Source organism: Sneathiella aquimaris, from assembly GCF_026409565.1.
GTDB classification, from domain to species: domain Bacteria; phylum Pseudomonadota; class Alphaproteobacteria; order Sneathiellales; family Sneathiellaceae; genus Sneathiella; species Sneathiella aquimaris.
Genome location: NZ_CP112881.1, coordinates 62,481 through 87,075 on the forward strand (window position 1 = coordinate 62,481; position 24,595 = coordinate 87,075).

The 24,595-nt window shown below is 50.6% G+C and carries 29 protein-coding genes and 1 tRNA gene; 12 read left to right on the forward strand and 18 right to left on the reverse strand.

Going from position 1 to position 24,595, the window contains the following annotated elements; translation table 11 throughout:
* The first annotated feature begins 21 nt into the window (after window positions 1-21).
* Entirely contained in the window at window positions 22-645 is a 624-nt protein-coding gene (locus OIR97_RS00325; RefSeq protein ID WP_169543769.1) for a TetR/AcrR family transcriptional regulator, read from the forward strand.
* Here OIR97_RS00325 and OIR97_RS00330 read toward each other — a convergent pair.
* Complete coding sequence (locus OIR97_RS00330; protein WP_169543770.1) at window positions 632-1,144, reverse strand: L,D-transpeptidase family protein; 513 nt, start codon at window positions 1,142-1,144, stop codon at window positions 632-634. The two genes, OIR97_RS00325 and OIR97_RS00330, sit on opposite strands and share 14 nt — an antisense overlap.
* A gap of 44 nt (window positions 1,145-1,188) precedes the next feature.
* Between OIR97_RS00330 and OIR97_RS00335 the strand changes: the two genes are divergently transcribed.
* Complete coding sequence (locus tag OIR97_RS00335; protein WP_169543771.1) at window positions 1,189-2,088, forward strand: DMT family transporter; 900 nt, start codon at window positions 1,189-1,191, stop codon at window positions 2,086-2,088.
* Here the strand turns inward: OIR97_RS00335 and OIR97_RS00340 are convergent.
* A complete protein-coding gene (locus OIR97_RS00340; RefSeq protein ID WP_169543772.1) occupies window positions 2,085-3,032 on the reverse strand; it encodes a hypothetical protein in 948 nt (315 codons plus the stop codon). The two genes, OIR97_RS00335 and OIR97_RS00340, sit on opposite strands and share 4 nt — an antisense overlap.
* Before the next feature lie 119 nt (window positions 3,033-3,151).
* The gene (ribA, locus tag OIR97_RS00345; RefSeq protein WP_169543773.1) at window positions 3,152-4,270 is read right to left on the reverse strand and encodes a GTP cyclohydrolase II; all 1,119 of its coding nucleotides are present in this window, start codon (window positions 4,268-4,270) and stop codon (window positions 3,152-3,154) included.
* Between the two features lie 311 nt (window positions 4,271-4,581).
* Here ribA and OIR97_RS00350 point away from each other — a divergent pair, with 311 nt between their 5' ends.
* A complete protein-coding gene (locus tag OIR97_RS00350) occupies window positions 4,582-5,271 on the forward strand; it encodes a response regulator transcription factor (protein WP_169543774.1) in 690 nt (229 codons plus the stop codon).
* Window position 5,272: 1 nt separating this feature from the next.
* Here OIR97_RS00350 and OIR97_RS00355 read toward each other — a convergent pair whose 3' ends face one another.
* The 7 genes from OIR97_RS00355 to OIR97_RS00385 form a co-directional block, all read right to left on the reverse strand.
* Complete coding sequence (locus OIR97_RS00355) at window positions 5,273-6,574, reverse strand: bifunctional folylpolyglutamate synthase/dihydrofolate synthase (protein WP_169543775.1); 1,302 nt, start codon at window positions 6,572-6,574, stop codon at window positions 5,273-5,275.
* Window positions 6,575-6,590: 16 nt separating this feature from the next.
* Window positions 6,591-7,538: an acetyl-CoA carboxylase, carboxyltransferase subunit beta gene (gene accD / locus OIR97_RS00360; protein ID WP_169543776.1), complete on the reverse strand. Its 948-nt coding sequence runs from the start codon at window positions 7,536-7,538 to the stop codon at window positions 6,591-6,593.
* A 13-nt stretch (window positions 7,539-7,551) separates the two neighbouring features.
* Window positions 7,552-8,367, reverse strand: coding sequence for a tryptophan synthase subunit alpha (gene trpA, locus OIR97_RS00365; RefSeq protein ID WP_169544357.1), 816 nt, complete (start codon window positions 8,365-8,367; stop codon window positions 7,552-7,554).
* The gene (gene trpB, locus OIR97_RS00370) at window positions 8,367-9,578 is read right to left on the reverse strand and encodes a tryptophan synthase subunit beta (RefSeq protein WP_169543777.1); all 1,212 of its coding nucleotides are present in this window, start codon (window positions 9,576-9,578) and stop codon (window positions 8,367-8,369) included. Before trpB ends, trpA begins: the two co-directional genes overlap by 1 nt.
* A 14-nt stretch (window positions 9,579-9,592) precedes the next feature.
* Window positions 9,593-10,249 carry a phosphoribosylanthranilate isomerase gene (locus OIR97_RS00375; RefSeq protein WP_169543778.1) on the reverse strand — a complete coding sequence of 219 codons (657 nt, stop codon included), beginning with the start codon at window positions 10,247-10,249 and terminating at the stop codon, window positions 9,593-9,595.
* A gap of 1 nt (window position 10,250) precedes the next feature.
* Window positions 10,251-10,958: an orotidine-5'-phosphate decarboxylase gene (gene pyrF / locus OIR97_RS00380; protein ID WP_169543779.1), complete on the reverse strand. Its 708-nt coding sequence runs from the start codon at window positions 10,956-10,958 to the stop codon at window positions 10,251-10,253.
* 90 nt (window positions 10,959-11,048) lie between these two features.
* Window positions 11,049-11,753: a helix-turn-helix transcriptional regulator gene (locus OIR97_RS00385; protein WP_169543780.1), complete on the reverse strand. Its 705-nt coding sequence runs from the start codon at window positions 11,751-11,753 to the stop codon at window positions 11,049-11,051.
* Window positions 11,754-11,851: 98 nt separating this feature from the next.
* On the opposite strand from OIR97_RS00385, the gene OIR97_RS00390 reads away from it, so the two are divergent.
* Window positions 11,852-12,625, forward strand: a complete 774-nt coding sequence (locus tag OIR97_RS00390) for a glutathione S-transferase family protein (RefSeq protein WP_169543781.1) — start codon at window positions 11,852-11,854, stop codon at window positions 12,623-12,625.
* Between the two features lie 103 nt (window positions 12,626-12,728).
* Here OIR97_RS00390 and OIR97_RS00395 read toward each other — a convergent pair whose 3' ends face one another.
* The 6 genes from OIR97_RS00395 to aroA all read right to left on the reverse strand — a co-directional run bounded on the left by OIR97_RS00395 (window position 12,729) and on the right by aroA (window position 18,214).
* On the reverse strand, window positions 12,729-13,061 hold the full coding sequence (locus OIR97_RS00395) for a LapA family protein (RefSeq protein WP_169543782.1): 333 nt from the start codon (window positions 13,059-13,061) through the stop codon (window positions 12,729-12,731).
* Window positions 13,062-13,089: 28 nt separating this feature from the next.
* Window positions 13,090-13,377 carry an integration host factor subunit beta gene (gene ihfB, locus OIR97_RS00400; RefSeq protein ID WP_169543783.1) on the reverse strand — a complete coding sequence of 96 codons (288 nt, stop codon included), beginning with the start codon at window positions 13,375-13,377 and terminating at the stop codon, window positions 13,090-13,092.
* A 51-nt stretch (window positions 13,378-13,428) separates the two neighbouring features.
* Complete coding sequence (gene sppA / locus OIR97_RS00405; RefSeq protein WP_169543784.1) at window positions 13,429-14,334, reverse strand: signal peptide peptidase SppA; 906 nt, start codon at window positions 14,332-14,334, stop codon at window positions 13,429-13,431.
* A 45-nt stretch (window positions 14,335-14,379) separates the two neighbouring features.
* Window positions 14,380-16,089 carry a 30S ribosomal protein S1 gene (gene rpsA, locus OIR97_RS00410; RefSeq protein WP_169543785.1) on the reverse strand — a complete coding sequence of 570 codons (1,710 nt, stop codon included), beginning with the start codon at window positions 16,087-16,089 and terminating at the stop codon, window positions 14,380-14,382.
* A 152-nt stretch (window positions 16,090-16,241) separates the two neighbouring features.
* Window positions 16,242-16,865: a (d)CMP kinase gene (cmk, locus tag OIR97_RS00415; RefSeq protein WP_169543786.1), complete on the reverse strand. Its 624-nt coding sequence runs from the start codon at window positions 16,863-16,865 to the stop codon at window positions 16,242-16,244.
* Window positions 16,862-18,214, reverse strand: coding sequence for a 3-phosphoshikimate 1-carboxyvinyltransferase (gene aroA / locus OIR97_RS00420; RefSeq protein ID WP_169543787.1), 1,353 nt, complete (start codon window positions 18,212-18,214; stop codon window positions 16,862-16,864). The genes cmk and aroA overlap by 4 nt, the downstream gene beginning before the upstream one ends.
* A gap of 201 nt (window positions 18,215-18,415) precedes the next feature.
* Here aroA and OIR97_RS00425 point away from each other — a divergent pair, with 201 nt between their 5' ends.
* The 6 genes from OIR97_RS00425 to OIR97_RS00450 all read left to right on the forward strand — a co-directional run bounded on the left by OIR97_RS00425 (window position 18,416) and on the right by OIR97_RS00450 (window position 21,054).
* Window positions 18,416-18,736: a TIGR02300 family protein gene (locus OIR97_RS00425; RefSeq protein WP_169543788.1), complete on the forward strand. Its 321-nt coding sequence runs from the start codon at window positions 18,416-18,418 to the stop codon at window positions 18,734-18,736.
* Between the two features lie 114 nt (window positions 18,737-18,850).
* A tRNA-Ala gene (locus OIR97_RS00430) sits at window positions 18,851-18,926 on the forward strand.
* A 141-nt stretch (window positions 18,927-19,067) separates the two neighbouring features.
* Complete coding sequence (gene nthA, locus OIR97_RS00435; protein WP_169543789.1) at window positions 19,068-19,688, forward strand: nitrile hydratase subunit alpha; 621 nt, start codon at window positions 19,068-19,070, stop codon at window positions 19,686-19,688.
* Entirely contained in the window at window positions 19,688-20,350 is a 663-nt protein-coding gene (nthB, locus tag OIR97_RS00440; protein ID WP_169543790.1) for a nitrile hydratase subunit beta, read from the forward strand. The genes nthA and nthB overlap by 1 nt, the downstream gene beginning before the upstream one ends.
* On the forward strand, window positions 20,347-20,712 hold the full coding sequence (locus tag OIR97_RS00445) for a nitrile hydratase accessory protein (RefSeq protein WP_169543791.1): 366 nt from the start codon (window positions 20,347-20,349) through the stop codon (window positions 20,710-20,712). The genes nthB and OIR97_RS00445 overlap by 4 nt, the downstream gene beginning before the upstream one ends.
* Window positions 20,713-20,778: 66 nt before the next feature.
* A complete protein-coding gene (locus tag OIR97_RS00450; protein WP_169543792.1) occupies window positions 20,779-21,054 on the forward strand; it encodes a hypothetical protein in 276 nt (91 codons plus the stop codon).
* A gap of 32 nt (window positions 21,055-21,086) precedes the next feature.
* On the opposite strand, the gene OIR97_RS00455 is transcribed toward OIR97_RS00450, so the two are convergent.
* Window positions 21,087-22,598: a 3-hydroxyacyl-CoA dehydrogenase gene (locus tag OIR97_RS00455; RefSeq protein WP_169543793.1), complete on the reverse strand. Its 1,512-nt coding sequence runs from the start codon at window positions 22,596-22,598 to the stop codon at window positions 21,087-21,089.
* A gap of 210 nt (window positions 22,599-22,808) precedes the next feature.
* Between OIR97_RS00455 and OIR97_RS00460 the strand changes: the two genes are divergently transcribed.
* Window positions 22,809-23,255, forward strand: a complete 447-nt coding sequence (locus tag OIR97_RS00460) for an Hsp20 family protein (RefSeq protein WP_267177747.1) — start codon at window positions 22,809-22,811, stop codon at window positions 23,253-23,255.
* A 44-nt stretch (window positions 23,256-23,299) separates the two neighbouring features.
* Window positions 23,300-23,518, forward strand: a complete 219-nt coding sequence (locus OIR97_RS00465) for a hypothetical protein (protein ID WP_169543795.1) — start codon at window positions 23,300-23,302, stop codon at window positions 23,516-23,518.
* Between the two features lie 22 nt (window positions 23,519-23,540).
* Here OIR97_RS00465 and OIR97_RS00470 read toward each other — a convergent pair whose 3' ends face one another.
* Complete coding sequence (locus tag OIR97_RS00470) at window positions 23,541-24,557, reverse strand: M23 family metallopeptidase (RefSeq protein WP_169543796.1); 1,017 nt, start codon at window positions 24,555-24,557, stop codon at window positions 23,541-23,543.
* Window positions 24,558-24,595 lie beyond the last annotated feature (38 nt).

Sequence of the window (24,595 nt, forward strand, 5' to 3'; positions counted from 1 at the left end):
TAAAAATTGAAGGTATATTTTTTGGCCAGAACACTAACAGAAGAACAAATTGCGGCAAAACGTAAGGAATTAATCCAGGTCGCTGTTCGCATCCTGGAAGAAGAAGGCTTTCAGGCGCTGACACTGCGTCGCTTGGCAACAGAGGCCGGGATCAGCCGGACAACCCCATATCTGTATTTCGAAGATAAGGCCGATCTTCTGCAGAAAATATGTGTGGAAACCTATCGATACTTATACGACCAGTGTAAAGCGGCGATGGATCAGGAAAGCGAGATTCTTGATAAGCTGACGGTTATGGGTCGGACCTATATGAAATTTGGAGAGGAAAAACCAACTCTCTATCGCCTTTCATTCGCGCCTGAGAATCCAAAGGATTATGTCGCCCCGGAAGTATTGGAGGCGGCAGAACGGTTTAGAATGATGGCTTACCAACCCATGGAAGAGGCCTTTAATCAGGGACTGTTTCTTATTCCGCCAGAACGATTAAATCCGGTTCTTTGGGTTTGTATGCATGGTTTGCTGTCGATGAGATGGGCGGGCCATTTATCAGAAGAGGGTGCTTATGATCGTGTTAAGGAAGATATGGAAAATATCCTGGCCATCGGATTTTTAAACAAAGACGCATTACCGCCTAAGGAAGCGTGATTTCCAAACAGGTTTCGGTGGATATCCGGCCTAACAAAGATTGCAAATGGTCTAAACGCAGTGCAACGCAACCTTCTGTCCCTGAATAATCTTCCTTTGCCACATGCATGAAGATGCAACTGCCCTTTCCCGGTATGGGTGGGTTGTCGTTATGTCCAAGCACAACAATCAGATCATATAAATGATCTTCCCGCATCAGGCATTCGTGACGGTCTTCAAAGGGCAGTGTAATCTTTTGATTATAGGCTGCGGACGAAGGGTCGTCACACCATCCGTCTTTTTCTGAAATTTCAAAAACGGGTACAGATGTGCGGGGTCGATCGATCCTGTCAGCCCTGAAATACACAGCACGGATAGGAAAGACGCCGGCAGGAGATGCATGATCCCCTTCTTTCTTATCGGCTGTGACCCCTGATTTCCCGACAGCACAGGGCCAGGACTGCCCGTCAAACGAGAGTGTCCCAAAGGGAATTTTATTTTGTTTGACCCGAATATTCATTGGGATACTGTAGAACGCCTTGCGACATCTCCAAAGAGAATTTCATGATAAATAAAGCACAAACCCTTGATTATGTGGCGTTGGGAGCCCTCGCCCTTATGTGGAGCTCCAGCTTTCTATTTATCAAGATTGCTGTTCAAACCCTAAGCCCGCTAACCGTGTCCTCGGGTCGGATGCTGACAGCAGCGTTGTTTTTATATGTGATCATGAAAATCAGGGGGGTATCCCTGCCTACGGATCGACAAAGCTGGACCTTTTTTGCCTTGATCGGTGTGATCGGAAACGCGGTTCCTTTTTACCTGATCAGTTGGGCCGAGTTGGAGGTCGACAGTTCTGTTGCTGCCATTTTAATCGGATCGGTGCCGCTTTCCAGTTTTCTGATCGGGCATTTCGCGACGAAGGATGAAAAACTGACAGTACCCAGATTGTTGGGTGTGTTGATTGGATTTGCCGGGATTGTCGTGATGATCGGGCCCGGCGCCCTTGCCGAGTTGGGACTGAACGCCTTTAGTCAACTGGCCATTGTCGCGGGCGGGTTCTGTTACGTGTCGGCCAGTTTCATTGCCCGTAAAATGCCGCCCATGGAACCTGTTTCAAGGGCTGCTGGTGTTTTGATCACCGCAAGTCTGGTGTCAGTTCCTATCTGCCTTGTTCTGGATGCGCCATGGCGCCAAACGCCGGATCTGTCCTCGTTGACGGCCGTCCTTGTTTTGGGAATATTTCCAACAGCGATCGCAACGTTGCTGCTGTTTTTTGTTATAATGCGCGCTGGAGCGACCTTTGTGTCTTTGAACAACTATATTAACCCGGTACTGGGTGTTGCCTGGGGATATCTGTTTTTTGGGGAAGAGCCTGTCAGCCAAACCTGGGGCGGGTTGGCTCTCATAACAGCGGGCCTTATTGTCACCCAGCTTAAACGCCGAAAATCAATTGCAGTGTCTTAAACGGCCGTATCCAGATACTGAAACGACTGTCCCAGATCAACAGGGGTGCGAACCGCTGCATCCACCGGTGGGGTATACAGGTTGGTGTGTGGCTGAGCCGAGGGTTCCTGTTTTGATGCAAGAGGATCAGCGGGTTTTGTTGTCAGTGAAACCGGTTTTACCTCAGTTTCCGGCTGAACAGGGGCTGCAGAACCAAAGGCTTTAAAAATCTCGTTCATCTGGGATTCTGACAGGTTTTTCTTCTGTAGTGTCTCCAGTTGTTTAATATTGTCGCCAATATTCGGCGCGCCGCCCTTCCATTCCAGACCCATAAACAATTTTGGCTCAGGAACGTTACTCGCGTCAGTCGGCGTGGACGGGCGGACCTCTTCATTGACAGGTAAGGCCTTGCTGGCGGGCCCTGGGGCCCCTACGGGGGCGGTATTTACGGCGGCCAGACTGGCAGCCTGCAGTAAGGGTGAGGGGGCTTGTCTATCGGTGGCTGCGGTACTTGGCTGACCGGTTACGTCTGCCACGGCCTGCGGTGCGGGGGCTGTTTCGTCATCCGAGGTGAACAGGCCGATAACATGACCGCCGATATCCTTGCCCGTTTGCATTTCGATGGCAGAGTTAATCACCGAGGAAGCCAAACCAACCCCGCCGCCAAAGATCCCGCCGCCGATCATTCGTGCGCCCGGGCTCAGTTCGTCCCCTGTGAATTCTCTATATAGGTTGGAAATAACGGGAATATGCTGTAGCGGATTGATAATATCGAGAAAATCGTCGAACCCAAATCCGTCTTCACCAAAGAGTGCTGTTGTCTCTTCTTCCGTTCCCGCCGCAGCATCTGACGGCGCTTCGGCGGTGGTTTTTTCAACAGACGTATAACGAACCTCATTATTCGCACCTTGATACGCTTGATCAAGATAGGCAAATGGATCGTTTTGAACGCTAGCAACACTCATTATTTTCTCCTCTGACCCTTTATAAGCAAAGTCTGTGCCAGAGAAGAGAGGCAGAAAACTGCGGCGTGTAAACCGGCAGGCTTCGTGATGGGCAGATTTTTCCGGGAAAAGCCTACCCCTTACAGGTAATGGCCACTTTTTTTCCGCTTGGTGGCCAGATACAGTTCGTTATGGCTGTTGGAGGGAAATTTGTGAACCACCCGTTCGACAACGTCGATGCCGCAGCGATCCAGTCCTTCGACTTTTTCCGGGTTGTTCGTCATAAGGCGAACCTTGTTGAACCCCAGATGTTTCAGCATTTCCGCTGCGGGCCTGAACACCCGTTCGTCCGCGTCAAAACCCAGACGCTCATTCGCATCAATGGTATCAAATCCATCTTTTTGGAGTTTGTAGGCCCGTAATTTGTTGATCAGGCCAATACCCCGTCCTTCCTGTGCCAGATAAAGCAATACACCAGATCCTTCATCCGCAATCGCTTTGATAGCGCCGCGAAGCTGTTCCCCGCAATCGCATTTTAAAGATCCGATGAGATCCCCGGTAAAACATTCTGAATGAAGGCGGGCTAGAACGGGTTCATGCCGGTTCGGATCGCCGATCAGGATTGCCAGATGTTCGATGCCGCCATCGATGGGTCGAAAGGACTGGATATGCGTATTCTCAGACCCTTGCAGGGGAACCCAGGCGCCCGCAACAGGATGAAGCTGAAAGGCTGCCCGTTCGTCATACTGAAAAATTTCTGACGCGTGAAGGATGCCTAAATCTTCATTTGCGGCCAAGTCCTCAGCGGTATCAGCGTCAATTTCACTGACCAGTGTTGACGGAAGCAGGCGGGCCAGTTTAGCCAATTTGATAGAGCCCTCGCACGCTTTTGAAACAGCCCCTTTTAACCGTGTAAACGGCCCCCTGAAGGGATGATCCAGATCGTGGGTTGCATCTGCAAGGGCGCGCATCAGAGGAACATCCATCCAGTCTTCAATCTTCACACGGATCGTATTTTCACCGGTCGGTTTGATATGCAAAACATTGGCCCGGTGTGCCGTTAGGGCAAGAAAAGGAGCCTCGCCCATCGCGGCCAGTTTTTCGAGCTCTGCGTCGAATGCCATTTCAGTTGATAAGGCAACAACCGCCCCATTTTCAGAATGAATAACGACCGGAAGTCCGCGCCGTAAATCTGCAATGGCTCGATCCACGCGTCGCAAGCTTTTAGTGTCGGGGTCTGTTTTTATATCTGCTGTCATGGAGTGTCGCCGAATAGGTTATTTTTGTCCTGTTGTATCAGCTGCATTGCAGTTAAGCCAACATATTTCGTTATAGTATAACATTGTACAATCTTTAACTGAAAACTTTCACTGTCCCACAGGAACGGTATTATAAGTGGTAACAGGATTGTGTCGTGGTAGAACAGGCTTATCACAGTTACGTGAGAACCGTCGGGTTTTGCTGCGTTTGCCCCTTGAACGGCGCAAAAATAGGATAACATAGAGGCAGCGGACTGATACCGAGATGTCTCGACAGACCGTTGAATAGAACTCAGTTTGGGGAGATATCCATGTCAGGCGTTAAAAAGATTCTTCTGGTGGATGATGATGACAGTCTTAGAGAAACACTGGCGGAACAGCTGGATCTGCATGAAGAGTTTGTAACCCAGCAGGCCGCCTGTGCGGCTGACGGACTGGAAATGATTAAAAAGGGTCATTTTGATCTGGTTCTGCTGGATGTAGGCCTGCCAGACATGGACGGGCGGGAAGCCTGCAAAATCATGCGTAAAAACGGATCACGGGCACCGATCATCATGCTCACCGCACAGGATAGTGACAGCGATCAGATTTTGGGTCTGGAGTCCGGGGCCAATGATTATGTGGCCAAACCGTTTCGGATCGGCGTTCTGCTGGCTCGAATTCGGGCGCAGCTTCGCCAGCACGAACAAAGCGAAGATGCCATTTTCACGATCGGTCCCTACAGTTTTCAGCCGTCAAAAAAGCTGTTGGTTCAAAAAGATAACGAGCAGAAAATTCGTCTGACTGAAAAAGAGACTTCTATCCTGAAATATCTGTTCCGTGCAGGGCAAAAGGTCGTTTCCCGGGATATACTGCTGAATGAGGTGTGGGGCTATAATGCGGAAGTCACAACCCATACGCTGGAAACCCACATTTACCGCTTGCGCCAGAAAATCGAAACAGATCCGTCGTCGGCTTCGATCCTGATTACAGAAACCGGTGGATACCGTCTTGCCCCATAGCTTAGCTGTTTTCTCTCAGGATCCGGCCCGCTAGATACAGGCTTCCACAGATCAGTAGACGGCACGGCCGTTTGGCCAGATGAGGAATTAGAATATCGACAGCCTCCTCAACCGAGGGGGCTGTTGTCATATCCAGACCTGCCGCCTGTCCCAGCGTTGCCAGTTCAGCCACCGGTGTTGCCGCCGTTTCCCCATCGATAGGCACCGCAACGGCTTTTTCAACAATCGGCTGCAATTTTCTGAAAAATGAAATCTGGTCTTTGGTGTTCAGCATTCCTGAGATCAGGTAAACGGGGACAGGCTCCGCTCCGTTCCATTCCTTAAAACTCTCTGCAATACGGGCACCTGCGGCTTCATTATGGCCGCCATCCAGCCAAATCTCGACCCCATCCGGTACCTGACCGGGAAGGACGCCTTTGGTTAGCGGCTGAAGCCGAGCGGGCCATACAATAGTTTCAAGTCCGGTTTTTACGGCGTTCGGCGATATGTGAAAATCCTTAAGCTGCTCAAGACAGGCAAGGGCAGTCGCCGCATTTGCCACCTGATGGGCGCCTTTCAGGGCTGGGTTGGGCCAGACACCCGACAGATCGCCGCCCTTGTAGATCCAGTGATCCGCCCGTATTTCGAACGACCAGCCATCCTCATGAGCCACGACCGGGGCACCCACTTTGGCCGCCTGTTCCTGAAGGGTGTCTTTTACCAGTGCGTCTTGCGGGCCAATGACCACTGGAACGCCATTTTTCATAATCCCGGCTTTTTCTCGGGCAATACCGGCAAGATCCGACCCTAGAAACTGTTCATGATCATGGGAAACGGGTGTTATGGCGGTCAGGGCTGGTTTATCCACCATATTGGTGGCATCCAGTCGTCCCCCTAACCCGGTTTCCAACAAAAGAATATCGGCTGGATTTTCTGCAAAGGCCTTGAAGGCTGCTGCGGTTGTGATCTCGAAATAGGTGATGGGATCCGTGCCATTGGCTTCTTCACATTTCAACAGAAGATCAGTTAGTTCCGGCTCCGGAATAATATCACCGTTCAGGACGATCCTTTCCGCAAATCGGACGAGATGCGGGGATGTATATACATGGACTGAATAGCCCGCCGCCTCAAGAATAGACCGTAAGGTGGCGATCAACGAGCCCTTGCCGTTGGTTCCGGCAACATGAACCACCGGCGGCAAATGCCGCTCGGGATGGTTCAGTTTTTCCAGGATATAAGCCATTCTGTCCAGATTAAGGTCAATAATCTTGGGGTGAAGGGCCATCAGGCGCGACAGGATGGTGTCGCTATGTTGATCCGGCATTCTGTAGCCTTTTATCTTACTTGGGGAGCTCAGACCCTTCGATTTCCTCGGTAACAGCCTCTTCGATGACTTCCGGGCTTTCGTCAACCACATCCTCAGCCGGTAACATGCTTTGTTTCTGGTTAGCGATCAGGTCAATAATAGAGGCCAGAGTGTTTTTCATCTCTTTCCGATGAATAACCATGTCCAGCATGCCTTTTTCCAATAGGAATTCAGAGCGTTGGAAGCCTTCGGGCAATTTTTCGCGAATGGTTTCCTCGATGACACGAGGGCCTGCAAAACAGATCAGCGCACCGGGCTCTGCAATCTGGATATCGCCCAGCATGGCGTAAGACGCTGTAACACCGCCAGTTGTCGGATCAGTCAGCACAACAATAAAGGGGAGGCGGGCTTCTTTCAGGCGCTGGACAGCAACCGTCGTCCGCGGCATCTGCATCAAAGACAAAATGCCTTCCTGCATGCGCGCTCCACCGGCTGATGTGAACAGAATAAGCGGTGCTTTTTGCAAGATGGCCAGTTTGGACGCCGCCACGATGGCTTCACCAACAGCCATACCAAGAGAGCCGCCCATGAAGTTAAAATTCTGAACTCCGATGACGGCTTTATTTCCGCCAAGTTTGCCATGGGCAACAATCATTGCATCTTTGTCAGATGTTTTGTTGCGCGCATCCCGCAGGCGGTCTGTATATTTGCGAGAATCCCTGAATTTCAGCGGATCAACCTGTACTTCCGGCAATTCGATAACATCGTAGGTATCGTCGTCAAACAGCATCTTGAAACGGTCTTTTGGTCCAATGCGCATATGATGATCACAGTGACTACAAACGTTCATGTCTGCCATCAGATCGGCGTGATACAGCATTTGACCACAGGAAGAACATTTCACCCACAGATTGTCCGGGGTATCCTTCGTTGTCGTAAGCTGACGGATTTTCGGGAGGACTTTATTGGTCAACCAGTTCATCTAGGTGTTCCTGTCAATTCTTTTTCACGGCACGAATGCCGGTAGAGAGGTCCGATGCAAGAGCCAAGGTCGCTTTGACGGCATCCTGTTTTGTCGCTGCATTAGCAACACATTCAACGAGTGCAGAGCCAACAACGACACCCTCAGCGATTTCGGCAATTGCCGCGGCCTGCTCTGGTGCTCTGATGCCAAACCCTACTGCAATGGGCATATCGGTTGCCTTGCGGATCCGTTCAAGGGATTTTGCAACATCAGCCGGTTCTGGTGCCGCAGCGCCTGTTGTTCCTGCAATAGAAACGTAATATAAAAAACCAGATGTATTTTTCAACACGGTTGGCAATCTAACATCATCTGTGGTGGGTGTCGTCAAGCGAATGAAGTTTAGCCCGGCATCCAATGCAGGGACGCAAAGCTCCGCGTCTTCTTCTGACGGAAGATCAACAATGATAAGACCGTCGATCCCTGCTTCTTTGCCGTCTTTGAGGAACGCATCAACCCCATAGGAGAAAATAGGGTTGTAATAGCCCATCAAAACAATTGGTGTGTCGTTATCGCCTTTTCGAAACGCCCGAATAAGGTCCAGTGTGGCTTTCAGGGTTGTCCCTGACGCAAGCGCCCTGAGGCCGGCTTGCTGAATGGCGACGCCATCTGCCATGGGATCGGTGAACGGCATTCCGATTTCAATGATATCCGCGCCGGCTTTGGGTAATCCCCTGATAATTTCCAGAGAGGTTTCCAGATCCGGATCACCGGCCATAACGAAAGTCACAAAAGCCGAACGGCCTTGCTCCTTCAGGGCAGCAAAGCGGCGGTCAATACGGGTCTCAATCACAGTTCAACTCCTAGTGCGTCGGCAACAGTGAAAATATCTTTGTCCCCGCGACCGGAGAGGTTGACAACAATCACATGATCTTTTGGTAGGTCTGGTGCAATTTTTTTCAAATGCGCCAAGGCATGGCTGGTTTCAAGCGCCGGGATAATCCCTTCAAGTTTGCAGCAAAGCTGAAAGGCTTCCATCGCCTCGTCATCGGTCGCATTCACATAATTTACACGGCCCATATCGTTCAACCAGCTATGTTCTGGTCCAATGCCGGGATAATCCAGACCCGCCGAGATCGAATGGGCTTCGATAATCTGTCCGTCGTCATCCTGCAACAGATAGGTGCGGTTTCCATGCAGGACACCTGGACGTCCGCCTTTCAACGAGGCCGCATGCTGTCCGGTTTCGATCCCATGTCCAGCAGCCTCGACGCCAATGATATCAATGCCCTCATCATCGAGGAAGGGATGGAAAAGACCCATGGCATTAGAGCCACCGCCGATGCACGCCAGCAGGGTATCAGGCAAGCGGCCTTCTGCTTCCATTATCTGGCGGCGTACTTCCTCACCAATGACGTTCTGGAAATCCCGGACCAAAGCAGGGTAGGGATGCGGGCCTGCAACGGTTCCAATAATGTAGAAGGTGTCCGACACGTTGGTGACCCAGTCTCGAAGGGCTTCGTTCATCGCATCTTTAAGCGTGCGGGAGCCGGATTTCACAGGCACAACTTCCGCACCCATCAATTTCATACGGAACACGTTGGGTTTCTGCCGTTCGATATCGGTCTCACCCATGTAAATGGCGCAGGGCAAGCCGAAGCGGGCTGCGACGGTCGCGGTGGCAACCCCGTGCTGACCGGCGCCGGTTTCGGCAATAATCCGTTTTTTGCCCATCCGCATGGCCAGCAGGATCTGACCCATACAGTTGTTGATTTTATGCGCGCCCGTATGATTGAGATCTTCGCGCTTCAAATAGATTTTCGCACCGCCAAAATGCTCGGTCAGTCTTTCGGCAAAATACAGCGGGCTTTCACGCCCCACATAATGCTTTAAAAGGCTTGCCAGCTGCTTGGCAAATTCAGGATCCTTTTTGGAGGCTTCATATGCGTCATCCAGCTCGAGAATGAGGGGCATTAAAGTTTCGGCTACGAAACGACCACCGAATTGTCCAAAATGACCAGTCTCGTCCGGGCCTGCCCGGTATGTATTTAATTGCGTCATGACTTACCTGTTTTTTAATTCCGTATTTCGTATACGACTTTCAGGAACTCATGGATTGCCGCGGGGTCTTTTTTCCCGGGCTTTTCTTCCACTCCTGAAGAGGTATCAACGAAATCTGCCCCGCTGATTGTAACAGCCTGAGCAACATTCTCTTTGTTTAATCCACCGGCCAGCATCCATGGCAGGGAAAGGGGAGTATTTGTCAGCATTCGCCAGTCAAACACAAGCCCATTTCCACCCGGTAGGGCATTTTTCATGTCTTTTGGTGCCTTTGCATCAAATAAAAGCATATCAGCGACATCTTTATACTGATTTGCCGCGGCCAGATCTTCTTTATCTGCAATTTTCAGGGCTTTCATGACCGGCACCGAAAAGCGGGCGCGAATTTCACCGACACGGGACGGGGTTTCCGACCCATGCAGTTGCAACAGATCAAGGGGAACGGCGTTGAGGATCTGTTCCAGAAACGCGTCGTCCGGATCAACAAACAGACCGACAATGGTGACCTCTTTTGGGACCGGACGCACAAGTTCCGCAGCCTGTTCAATGCTCACATTCCGGGGACTGGGGGGATAAAACACCAACCCGATATGGGAGGCCCCTCCAGAGACAGCGGCATCAACCGATTGTGGGTCAGTCAAGCCACATATCTTTGCTTTTACGGGTGTCATGTCACGTAAGGTCCTGAACAATAATCTGGGCCGCGGCGGCGGGATCCAGTGCGTTTGTTATCGGGCGGCCAATAACCAGATAGTCAGCGCCCTCCTGTAGAGCCTCCACCGGGGTTTTTACCCGTTTCTGATCGCCATGATCACTGCCAGCCGGTCGAATACCCGGAACGACCAATTTAAAATCCGGACCACATTCTGCCCGGAGCGCTGCAATTTCGAGAGGACTGCAAATAACCCCATCGGCACCATTTTGCTGCGCCAGATGCGCCAGTCGTATCACCTGATCCGTTGTTTGGCCCGCGACACCGGTCGCCGCCAGATCATCCTGATCCATGCTGGTCAGGACGGTGACGGCCAGTATCCATGGCCGGGCTTCTGCAAATTCGGCCGATGCGTCTGCTGCCGCGCGGATCATTGCGGGCCCGCCGCCAGCATGAATGGTCAGCATGTTTGGCTGAAAGGCTTTGGCGGCGGATCGGACCGCGCCAGCAACCGTATTCGGGATATCATGAAATTTCAGATCGAGAAAAAGAGGGATGTCCGTGCCGACAACTTCCAGGATGCCTTGTGGACCATTGGCCGTGAAAAATTCTTTCCCCAGCTTGATGCCACCGGTAATGCTGGCCACCTTTTGGGCGACCTTTGCGGCCTCTTGAAGGTCATATTTGTCAATCGCGGTAAAAACCGGATTTGAGGGAAGTTTTCTCATTTGAACCTTTTATGATGAAAAGGAGTGTATATCGCGAAAATCAAGCGATAATAGCCGATTTTGTTCAGAAGAAAAGGGATAGAAGCCAGATTATCCGGATTTTTCAGCCTGCTGGCTTTCTTTTGAGCGTTTGAGATAACTGTCCAAACTTTCAAAATCAGACCGGGAGAAAAACTGATCCAGCGGTTGTGCCTGTTGAAAACAATCCATCCGAAAATTTCGGTAATCCTGTCTGAGTTCACACCAGCCAACCAGAAGCTGAATATTCTGGAAAAAAACAACAATCATCGGGCAAATAACCCGCTGGGATGTCTCCCCGGATAGAGACCGATAAATAACCTCCAGTTTTTGCCGTTCGCGTATTGATCGACGGATCATGGGCATTGAAATCTGGATGGGGGCCTGTTGGGGCGGCTGGGGAACAACCTGCCGGGCAGACTGCATCAACTCCTGTCGGTCTTTGGGCAGGACAGAGCGAATTTTCCCAAGCACATCCCGGGCAGCCCGCTGAATATCCGGATCCCCATTGGAAAGGACCCAATGCACCCCCAACATAACCGCATCGATTTCTTCTTCATTAAACATCAGGGGTGGCAGGTCATATCCCTTGTCCAGAATATATCCGGTTCCCGCCTCACCGCGAATGGGGACCCGATTGGCCATCAGGTCCTGAATATCCCGGTATATGGTTCGTGTGGACACTTCCAATTCATCGGCGATCATGGCGGCCGTAATGACATTTCCGGTACTTTGCAGGATCTGGATCACTTGAAACAGTCGATCGGCTCTTCTCATCTTCGGGCTTTTCCTTCCTGCTGACACACTCCTGACAATATGCTGTCAGTAGCGCCCTGCTATCAAGTGATATCTGAATATCGAAGAAGGAAAGAAAGATGTCATTATCCATTACCGTTCACGAATTTCCGGCAACACCGGGCCTACAACTCAGCCCTTTCGGATTAAAACTGGAAACCTGGTTGAAAATGATGGGTCTGGACTATGATGTGCATTGGACCGCACAGGAAATGGGACCCAAGGGAAAAGTTCCGTATGCAACTGTCAACGGACATGTTCTGGGCGATTCTGAATGCATTATTGATTATATTACCGATCAGTTTTCCGTTCCCGTGCCCCCGGCCTTTCTGCTGTCGGATGTCGAAAAAGCCAGAGGGGTCATGATCCGTCGGCTGATTGAAGAACATCTTTATTTCATTATGGTGTATTCGCGTTGGTCGGATGAAAAAAACTGGCCTGGCTTTAAAGAGATTTTCTTCGCGCCAGCGCCTGCTTTTCTCAGAGGCTTTATTTCAAAAAAGGTCCGCAAAAAAGTTCAAGCCAACCTTGTGGCACAAGGGATCGCCCGTCACACGATGGAAGAAATATATAAAAAGGCGGATATAGATCTGCGGGCGCTCAGCGTATTATTGAATGACAACCTCTATTTCCATGGAAATGCCCCAACGCTTACAGATGCCAGTGCTTATGGGTTGCTCGCCAATCTATATTACTCACCGGTCAATAACACCGTAACGGATGCGCTTGAAAAACATGACAATCTGGTGGCTTATGTGAAGCGGATGAAAGGGGAGTTCTGGCCTCAATCGATACGTGGAGGCGGGGATGAAGCGTCATACAGGCATGTTGTTGACCAGCAACTCGCATCCTGAGATTTAAGCATTTGAAGTGAGGGAAGAAACCATGAGCGGAGGATAAAAGCCTGATCCCCGCTCATCGGTTTTTAAGGATTGGATGTTGGGTCCGATTTGCGGATCACTTATCCGGGCCGGCCAGCGCCTGCTGAGCTGTTTTATCGGGTTCGGGTGTTTTTTCTGCGGCTAATCGAGAGAGGTCACCCTTCAGTTTTCCAACTTCCTGTTTCAGCTGCCGGTTTTCCCGCCGAAGTTTTCCGTCAGAAATCCACGTTCTGAAGGCGCCCAGCAGCACCCCCAGAAATCCACCCGCCAAGATTAACATGAAAAGAGGCACGTCCATGACAAAGGGCAGTGGGAATAAAGAGAAACTAACGGATTCTCTATTCCCAATACTCAGCGTTATGACGAAAATGCCAAGAAAGATCAAAAAGATCCAGGAAATCAGTTTCATTGAATGGCCTTCGCAAAGATGAGAACAGTTAAGCTTTACTGTCGTTCAATCTTTCACGCAATTCTTTACCGCATTTAAAATAGGGTACATATTTCTTTTCAACCTGAACAGCATCCCCTGTTCGTGGGTTGCGACCGATCCTTGCAGAACGTTCTTTTGTAGAAAATGCGCCAAATCCACGAAGTTCGACCCGATCCCCCCGGGCCATTGCTTCTGAAATTTCGCTAAATATTGTCGTTACGATGCGTTCTACATCCCGCAGATAGAGGTGCGGGTTTTTCTCTGCAAGAATTGCAATAAGCTCCGATTTTATCATTCTGAGACGCCCTTGCTTTTTGTTGTCTAAATTTTTTAGATCAAATTGTTCCTAATTAGGGTGCCAAAGGGAGATCAGTCCGTCAAGTGTAAGTCTTTCAGATATAACGCTTTTCCCTAACATCCCTTCCAAAAGGTGCTCTAAAGCCCCTTTCGGCGCACTATAATCGACTGTAACCAGGGGCAAGTCCAAAGAAATATCCCGCTCTGATTCCAGCCAGCGACGCGCCTCAGGAACACCGCCGAGCGAGTCGATCAGCCCCGATTTGACGGCAGAGAGGCCGATTTGAATCCCGCCATCCGCAAGTGTTTCGGCCTGGGCCCGATCCATGGGCCGCCGCGCTGCTACCATGTCAACGAACCAGTTGTGGGTCTGATTGACCATTTCCTGTAAATTCTTTCGGCCCTCTTCGCTCATCGGTTTAAACGGAGAGGGTTCCCCTTTTAATTTACCAGAGGTGATGGAATTGGCAGTTACCCCAAGTTTATCCATCAAAGCGGAAAACTCGGTTGTCTGGACGATCACACCGATCGATCCGGTGATTGAGCTTTCGCCTGCAAAAATATGGTCCCCGGCAAGGGCTGTCATATAGCCGCCAGAGGCACCAATTGTTCCGATAACCGTGATAACAGGCTTTTTCTCGGCAACCCGGCGCAGTGATTTATACAATCGTTCGCTGCCATAGGTGGAGCCGCCGGGGCTGTTGATATAGACCACAAGGGCGGTCGCGTCGTCATCGGAAAGAATTTGTTCAATGGCTTCCTGACGAAGCTCATCTTCAATAATGACCCCGAAAACATCCAGTTTGGCCACATAGGGTCCACTGTCAGATTGGGTGATATTAACGGTAAATGTGATTAGGGCGGCCAGCACAACGATAACCGTGGCTGTGCGCCAAAAAAACAGGCGCCGCTTTAAACGGCGCCTGTCAATAATTGCATCAGTATCAATGGACATGCTGTCCCTCGTTCAAGTTAAACATGGCCATTAAATACCTGATCCTTACTCTTCGTCGCCTTCGTTGGCTTTGCGCATTGCTGCACCCAAGATGTCGCCAAGAGACGCGCCAGCATCGGATGAACCATACTGTGCAACGGCTTCTTTTTCTTCAGCAACTTCTTTCGCCTTGATGGAAAGAGTAACTTTGCGGGTTTTGTTGTCGATAGAAGTGATTTTCGCATCGATTTTGTCGCCAACTGCAAAGCGGTCGGGACGCTGTTCGGCACGATCACGGCTCAGATCACCCTTACGGATGAAGCCAACAACACCTTCGGATACTTCTACTTCAACGCCAGCTTCCTGGATTGCAGTAACAGTACAGGTAACAACAGAGCCTTTTTTCAGTTCAGTTGCACCGGCAAATGGGTCTTCACTCATCTGTTTGATGCCGAGGCTGATGCGTTCTTTCTCGATGTCGATATCAAGAACCTTGGCTGTAACTTCGTCGCCTTTTTTGTATTCCTGGATCGCTTTTTCACCAGGCTCGTTCCAGTCGATATCTGACATGTGGACCATGCCGTCAACGTCGTTTTCAAGGCCGATGAACAAACCAAATTCAGTGATGTTCTTGACTTCACCTTTAATGGTTGTTCCAACAGGAATTGTTTCAGCAAACTGTTCCCAAGGGTTGTCCAGGCACTGTTTCAGACCAAGGCTGATACGGCGACGGGATTCGTCAACTTCCAGAACCATCACTTCTACTTCCTGAGAGGTAGAAACGATTTTACCTGGATGAACGTTTTTCTTGGTCCAGCTCATTTCTGAAACGTGGACAAGACCTTCAACACCTGGTTCCAGCTCAACGAATGCACCATAATCAGTGATATTGGTGACGCGACCTGTGAATTTAGCGTTCAGCGGATATTTCGCTTCGAGGCTATCCCAAGGATCTGTCTGAAGCTGTTTCATGCCCAGGCTGATGCGCTGAGTTTCTTTGTTCAGGCGGATAACCTGTACTTTAACAGTTTCACCGATGGTAAGGGCTTCAGATGGGTGATTAACACGGCGCCATGCAACGTCAGTAACGTGCAGCAGACCGTCAACACCACCCAGATCAACGAACGCGCCGTAATCAGTGATGTTTTTAACAACACCCTCAAGTGTCTGACCTTCTTCCAGTGTTCCGATAAGCTCTGCACGGGCTTCCGCACGGCTCTCTTCCAGAACGGCACGACGGGAAACAACGATATTTCCGCGACGACGATCCATTTTCAGGATCTGGAATGGTTGTGGAATACCACGAAGCGGCGCAATGTCGCGAACCGGACGAACGTCTACCTGTGATCCTGGAAGGAAGGCAACGGCGCCTGAAAGGTCAACAGTGAAGCCACCTTTAACACGACCGAAAATTACACCGTCAACCCGTTCATTAGCAGCGAAAGCAACTTCGAGTTTGCCCCAAGCTTCTTCACGGCGCGCTTTGTCACGAGACAGGACAGCTTCACCAGCGGAATTTTCAATGCGTTCCAGGAACACTTCTACAGTGTCACCCGGCTTTAAATCAGCATCCTGACCAGGAGCTGCAAATTCTTTAAGAGGAATACGACCTTCAGACTTAAGTCCAACGTCGATGATGGCCAGATCTTTTTCGATGCTGACAACCGTTCCTTTAATAACAGTACCTTCAAGGCTCTCACTTGTCCCATAGGACGCGTCGAGCATGGCAGCAAAATCTTCTACTGCACGACCTTCAGCTAAAGTAGTATTAGACATATTTTGATATCCTTGGGATCCCTATCAGGCCATACCGGTTTTCCGGTGGATCCACGGCCACTTGTTTTCCAGTTTTCTGTCGCACGTATGGAAAACGCTATTCATTTGTTCCTACGTGGCGGAACGATTTGTTGAGTTGGGTGCCAAAATTGTTACCCTTTAGAGGCATCAATAATCCGGCAAGCCGCTTCAAGTGCTGCCTCTATATCCAATTTTGTTGTATCAAGCAAGTGTGCATCGTCAGCTTTTGCCAAGGGAGCAGAAGTGCGAGATCGGTCACGGGCATCCCGTTCCTCCAGATCTTTTAGAACCGCCTCATATGAGGTTGTTTCTCCTTTGGCCACCAGCTCGGCAAGTCGGCGGTGTGCGCGCTCTTCGCTGCTGGCGGTGACGAACAGCTTAACATCGGCATTCGGGCAGACCACAGTTCCAATGTCTCGACCGTCCAAAACCGCACCATCCCTATGTTTTGCAACGGATCTTTGATAATCCAGCAGGGCTGCGCGGACATCGTTATTGACGGCCACAACAGAGGCGGCGTTACCGGTTTCTTCTTTTCGAAGGTCCGGATCATCCAGCGATATTTCGTGCACATTTCGCGCCGCCGCCGCCGCCAGGGCGTGATCGGACGGATCCTGTTTATGGCGAAGCATGAACAGGCCAACAGCGCGATATAACGCCCCGGTATCCAGATATGTATAGCCATATTTAGCAGCGATTCGTTTTGCTAATGTTCCTTTTCCGGCGGCAACCGGTCCGTCCACGGCAATAATCATGATGCCCCCTTGGGTCCGATTTTAGCGCCCAAACGGTTCATCAATGTTGTAAAGCCGGGAAAACTTGTTTCCATAACTGCCCCGTCATCCACGGTCACAGGCTCTTCCGAGCCGCTGCCCAAAACAAGAAAGGACATGGCAATCCGGTGATCCAGTTCCGTGTTAACAGTTGCGCCGCCTTTTGGCGGAACCGCCCGGCCATGAATGATAAGGCCGTCTTCCACTTCTTCAAGGGAGACCCCACAGGCTTTAAGCCCTTCGGCCATTACGGCAATGCGGTCACTTTCCTTGACCCTGAGTTCTTCAAGCCCCCGCATGGTGGTTGTTCCGTGGGCAAAAGCCGCGGCAACAAATAACACAGGATATTCATCGATCATGGAAACAGCCCGCTCAGGCGGAACGGTGACCCCTTTCAGCATGCCGCCCCGGACCCGAATATCGCCTACTTGCTCGCCTGCCTGCAGGCGGACATTACTGATTTGAATATCGGCACCCATGTCAGACAGGGTTTCAAATATACCGTCGCGAAGCGGATTAAGCCCGACATTCGTAATTGTCAGATCCGACCCATCATGAATGGCGGCAGCAACGACAGGAAAAGCGGCGGAAGACGGATCTCCCGGCACCAGAATGTCGGCCCCTTCCATTTCCTGCTGACCGGCAACCGCAATGACCCTGCTGCCATCGTCGTTCTGGGTCACATCGACAGTGACGCCAAAATGGCTGAGCATATTTTCGGTGTGATCACGGGTTGGTTTGCTTTCGGTCACAGTTGTTATACCCGGCGTGTCCAAGGCCGCCAGCATGATGCAGGATTTCACCTGTGCCGATGCGACGGGCGGATGATAATCAATCGGTATCAGGTCCTGACCGGTAATCGCCAAGGGGAAACGGGCGTTGCTTCGCGATGTAATCTGCGCGCCCATTTCTTCCAGTGGGACAGCAACCCTGCGCATGGGCCGTTTATGAAGGGACGCATCCCCGGAAAAAAACGTGGTGAAGGGGGCGCTTGCCACAACGCCCATCAACAGGCGGGCGGCCGTACCGGAATTTCCCATATCCAGGACGGTATCGGGCTCTTGCAGGCCTCCAACGCCGACACCGTGAATTTCCCACGTGCCATCGTCGCACCGTTCAATGGATGCTCCCAGTTTGCGCATGGCTTCTGCTGTGCACAGAACATCTTCGCCTTCCAGAAGGCCCGAGACAGTGGTTTTGCCAACCGCCAGCCCCCCCAGAATCAAGGAACGATGTGACATTGATTTATCGCCTGGCACAGTGATTTCACCGCGCAAAGGCCCACAGCGACTGGATGTCACTGGTCTTTGAGTGCTATTTTTTGTGGTCATATGATCAAATGGATCCCTGTCCAATTAACGCTGACAGGATCAAAGGGTTTGAAACAATGCGATATTTCTATCAGTCTTTTTAACGTTTGTCACATATTCCTGTGTGTAGGGTAAAAGAAACTTTTGACAGAACCACCATATTCTGGCACTTGAGCGCAAACTGATTCTAGTAACCGTCTGTGAAACAGCTGAGGGTATGAAATGGCAAAACCGGAATGGGGCGAAAAGCATCGTTGTACATCCTGTAGTAAACCGTTTTACGATATGCAGAAGGATCCAATTATCTGTCCGGCATGTGGTGCAAAACACGTGCCTGAGAAACTTCTAAAATCAAGGAAAACGGCTGAACCTGCAAAACCAGTAAAGGCACCGGAAAAACCTTCTTCAGATGAAGAGGGCAGTGTTCTGCTGGATGATGATGCAATTCTTGATGGCGATGAGGATATTGATCTTCCTGATGACGAAGATGATGATGATCTGTCGGGTGTTGTAAGTGCGCCTGCCAAGGAAGAAGATCTCTGATTTAGGAAAAATACCAGAAAAGATCGCTTTTCTGGTTATCCTTTATTTTTTGACTTGAAATGCTCTGCGCTTCGGAATAGGTTCCGTTGCGCTTGCGATGGAAACATCGTTTTTGGGGCCATAGCTCAGTTGGGAGAGCGCTACAATGGCATTGTAGAGGTCGTCGGTTCGATCCCGTCTGGCTCCACCAGAATTCAAGAAAGGCCCGGATTGTAAAGTCCGGGCCTTTTTTCTTGGGCGCGCGGCTTCTCTTCAAACAAAGGTTATTGTCTTTCTGACCCGTTTTGTTTCATGATATCCTGTACCGCAATTTCCGTTCAAAGAGGATGCCATGGGACACAATCACAAACATAGCGCGCCATTACCAGAAACCGTGCTTCGGGTAAAAAGCCTGGAATCGTTGCTTGTTGAAAAAGGATTGGTCCAGACGTCCGCGCTTGATGCATTGGTCGAGCGGTATGAACATCAGGTTGGCCCAAAAAACGGCGCGGCTGTTGTTGCAAAAGCCTGGTGCGACCCAGAATACAAGAAACGATTGATGCAAAACGCCTCGGAGGCGATCGCCGAACTGGGCTATACCGGCGCGCAGGGGGAAGAGATCATTGCCGTTGAGAATACGGACGATGTTCATAATGTGGTCGTTTGCACTCTATGTTCCTGTTATCCGTGGCCGGTTCTGGGCCTACCACCGGTCTGGTATAAATCAGCGCCTTATCGATCCCGCGTGGTGCGCGAGCCGCGAAAAGTTCTGGAAGAATTTGGAACCGTTTTACCGGCAGAAACCCAAGTGCGGGTGTGGGACAGTACGGCGGAAACACGGTATCTGGTTATTCCAAAACGACCCGACGGAACCGAAGAGCTTACTGAAACGCAACTGGCGGCGCTGGTCAGCCGGGATAGCATGATCGGTGTGAAAAAGGCGGATGCGCCTTCTCTTGGGGAGGCTGCCTGATGGATGGTGTACATGATATGGGCGGTATGCACGGGATGGGCCCCGTCGATCCGGAAGAGAATGAGCCGGTATTCCATGGGGACTGGGAAAAACGGATGTTTGCCCTGAACAATGCAGTTAGTGCCCTTGGCGTTCGCAATATCGATGAATCCCGCCATGCCCGCGAACGGATGGATCCCGGTAAATATTTAACCAGCAGCTACTATGAAATCTGGCTGGACGGATTAATTCGGATTTTGTCTGAAAAAGGGCTGATCAGCGAAGACGAACTGTCTGGTGCTGTGGCGCCAAAGCCGGTTACGACCCCCCATAAACCGGCTATTTCCGGCGAAGACATTCCCGCGATGATGGACAAGGGCGCAAATTATACCCGAAAAGAAGGTAAGCCAGCGCGCTTTAAAGTGGGAGACCTGGTGCGCGCCCTTAATATTCATCCCGCGGGCCACACCCGCCTTCCCCGATATGCCCGCGGTCATACAGGGGAAATTGTGACAGATTACGGTTTGCATGTTTTTGCAGACAGCAGCGCTCATGGGAGCGAAGATCCGCAGCATTTATATAGTGTACGGTTTTCGTCAGAAGAGCTATGGGGGGTAGATGGAACGCCGGGCGATTATGTGTATGTGGATCTTTGGGACGACCATCTGGAGGCGGTAACATGAGTGGTCTGGAACCGGTTCTGGAAGACATGGATATCCCGCGAAATGAAGACGGACCGGTCTTTGATGAACCCTGGCAGGCGCAGGCGTTTGCAATGACAGTTGGGCTGCATGAGAAAGGGCTGTTCAGCTGGTCAGAATGGGCGGATATTTTTGGCGCCCAAATTGCCGAAGCGACACAGCAGGGGCGCGGCTGCGGGAATGAGAATTACTATCTGTGCTGGCTTGCGGCGCTGGAAATCCTTGTCGATCAGAAGAAACTGATCAGTCTGGATCAGTTATCGGTTCGCAAAGAGGAATGGCGGCAGGCAAACGCCCATACGGATCACGGTAAGCCCATCACTTTGGATCCGGAGCGCATATAATTTGCGATTTTGGTAGATTGGGATTAAGTGTTGGGCAACAGGAATAGACAAGAGTAGGAATTTATTGTGCAGGACACCCCTTCGTTCGGTATGCCGGATATGGAAACCAAAGAAAAACTGGATAAAGCGGCACAGATTATCACAGAGAGCCTGGATGGCGCCTTGCAGAAATGTCTGGAAGAAGGACTGGAACGCGAGTTTTTCAATGCGGGCGTTGTTGCAACCTTGATGCAGGCGATGGAAACCAGCCTTGGTGGCAGCGCGCAAGTCGCTGGCGCCTTGCAGGAAATGGCACGAATGGCCGCCGAGTCAGCAGAGCGTGAGGCTCAAAACGCAAACTAATAAAAAGGCGCCCATCGGGCGCCTTTTGTTTTTTAGTCTGGTGTATGAATTGGCAGATCCAATAAAGCCCTGCGCCGCAGCCATTGACTGGGGCGATATCGTTCTTCCCCTGTGATGGACTGAAGTTTCTCCAGAATTTTCAGGGTGTTTCGGCTGCCCATATAGTCTGCCATTTCAACAGATCCCAATGGATAATTCAGGCCAAGCTTCATCCCCTTATCAATATCTTCGGGGCTTGCAATGCCGATTTGCGCCATTTCACACCCTAGATTGGCAACCATTGCCCGGATGCGCTGGGCGATGAAGCCCGGGCAATCCTTGATGCGGGTAACGGTACTTGTGTGACGATATAAAGCCGAGATCACACTGTCGACAATCTCGTCGTCGGCACCCGGCGCGGCCATCACTGTTGTATGGGCGTGGGTACCGGTCAAGGTATCAATCGCAACCAGCCTTTTTGCATCCAACCGCAAACGGACCGCCAGCGAGGTGCAGTCTTCGCCGACAGGGGCCGCCAAAATCGGGCTGACACCGTCATCTTCTTTCAAAACACTGATCCCCAGATCGCGAAGTAAAGGCTCCAAGGACGGGGAGGGTTCTGCAAGAACGACACGGCCTGCCGGTGCGGCGGTTACCTGCTGGGTGTTTTCTGGCTGAATTAGGGTGCCGTCTGCGTCATAGTCGTAGAAACCGGCTTTTGTTTTCCGGCCCAAACGGCCCGCTTCCATCATACTTTCGTGCAAAGGCGCGGTTGACAGGCGTTTATCCTGAAAATATCCGTGATAAATGATTTGGCTGACCGGAAAGTTGACATCGATCCCGGTCAAATCCATCAATTCGAACGGTCCCATTCTGAAACCACAGCAATCGCGCATGATCGCGTCAACTTCATGAGGTTTTGCAACGCCTTCCGATACGATCCGCAATGCCTCGGTCGTATAGGCGCGGCCGCCAAGATTGACCAGGAATCCGGGAGCATCTTTCACCACAACAGGAACCCGTCCCATGCGTTTTCCGATGACTTCCAGGGCGCTGGTGGTCTCGGCCGATGTATCGGTGCCGTTAATTACTTCTACCAGTTTCATCAAAGGAACCGGGTTGAAGAAATGCAGGCCTGCAATCCGGCCTTTATGTTGGCAGGCAGAGGCAATACTGGAAATCCGAATGCTGGAGGTGTTAGACGCGATAATGCAGGCGTCACTGACAACTTCTTCCAACTGTTTAAAAACACTCTGCTTGATTTCGAGGTTTTCGACAATGGCTTCGACCACAAGGTCACAGTCCTTCAGGTCGGTCAAAGTGCTGGCAACCTTTACACGGTCTGCGGCTGAGGCGCCGTCTTCTGCTGACATTCGCCCTTTATCCACAGATCGCTGGATCATGCCGGAAATAAAGTCTTTTGCAGCCTGCGCGGCGCCGTCGGCAGTATCAAAGATTATGGCGTTCATGCCGCCTGTTGCTGAAACCTGTGCGATACCGCGCCCCATGGCACCAGCACCAATGATGCCGACTGTCAGACCATTTTTATTTGGATCGATACTCATTAAAACGACTCCCGTTCTATTTTTGCTTTTCTTTGGGTTTTAACCGCATTGATAAAATTTGAAATTCAAAATCTGCAATTTTAAAACTGCATCTTGATGACGACGCCCGGGCAACCTACATTAAATGCGTGGGCAGCGCCATACCGGGCTGTTCCAAAGGTGCCAAATTTGGACCTTAGGTCACACTCGCTCAACAGAGGAGACAGTACCGTGTCGCGTGTATCCATGTTTAACAGCCCATTATTATTGGGCTTTGATCACTTCGAGCATATGCTTGAACAACTTGCCAAGTCCGGCGGAGAAGGTTATCCGCCCTATAATATTGAGCAAATTTCCGATTACCACATCAAGATATCACTCGCTGTTGCCGGTTTTTTTGAAGAAGATTTACAGATAACACTGGAACAAAACCAGCTTATCATTCATGGTAAACAAAAAGAGGATAATGGTCGCATTTATTTGCATCGCGGAATCGCCGCCAGACAATTTCAAAAGAAATTTGTCCTTGCGGAAGGAATAGAGATTACCGGTGCCGAAATGGATAATGGTTTGTTGCATATCAACCTGCTCCTTCCAGAGCAAAAACGAGATGTGACGCAGATCAAAATCAATACCAAAGGGTCTCGCAAGGATCTAAAAACAATTGACGCCTCTTAGATCCACTCGGATCTGTCTGAAATTGGTGAAACAGGAGTAGTGTAATGCAGTATCAAGAAGCGACCCTTCGTCAGTTGAGTCCTGCTGCCCTCGCAGTATTGGGTTCCATGGAAATGGCTTATATTCGCAAAATTGAAGAAGACGGCAACGTGGTATATGGCATTTTTTCCGCGGACGGCCAGAAACTCGGTGAAGAACAAAGTGAAGATGTGGCGTTGGTAATTGCACGCCAAAATGATTTCGACGCCTATATGGTCAGTTAAAGACCGCGTTACGATATGACCCTCATTTAACAGAAATGAAGGCACGATCCGTGAGATGCTTACCATTTCTGGTAATGGAAATTTCACCCTGATACAGACCCGCTGGCCATCCGCCCGCGGGTTTTTTCTTGCCAATGTAAAAATTTCGGCTGATTTGATTTTTCGGCATTGGATCAGATCTGTAGTCCGCCAGTATCTGGCCATCCGGCCCTTTCAGAACCAATGTAACAATATCGTCTTTGCGACTGCCGAAATAATAACTCCAGAAAAATAAAGTGGGGGCAGCGCTGTTTAGGCTCTCTTGTTTTCGCACGCCTTTTTCCAGATCCTTTCGGCCGTTCGGTCGGGTTTCTGAAAGCCCGGTATATAAAAACCCGGTTTGTTGATAGGCTAGGGAAACCCGTGTCAGGTCATCCCAATAATTCTGTTCAGAAGGACCGCATCCGGATTTGATGGCGTTCCCGGTAAACGGATCAATGCGTTTGTTGTTATGGCGAAGTTCAAAATGAACATGCGGAAAATCGGTAACCCCGGACATTCCCACATAGCCAAGCACAGTTCCTTTTTTAACACGCTGATTTTTCTTTACGGTGATCGAGTTCTTTTTCAAATGGGCATAAAAAGTCGTCCAGCCGTTCCCGTGACCCAGAACAACAACATTGCCCAATCCTTTTTCAAAGACGCTTCTTCGTTGTGGTTTTGAGTAGTCGCTAAAATACTGATCTCGAATATTATCCCGTAACCCTGTAACGACTCCATCGGCAGAGGCAATGACCGGCACACCCTTCGCCATGTCCGCTAGCGTGCGGATACGGATATCTGTGCCTCGGTGATTATCATAGGTGAGCGATCCACATTGATAATCTGCGGCGTTTTTGGTCGGATCAGTGTCAATATAATGCTGCACGAAACAATTTTCGCCCAAACGACACTTCACGGGAAGGCCGAGTTCAGGGGGAGGAGATTTTTGTTGTGCCAGAACCGTGAGGGGCAAAATCAGAAGAATTGGCAGGAGGGCCGGTATCGACACAAAGCGCATTATTATTCCCTGTCTGTCTGCGGGTTTAAGGGCAGATC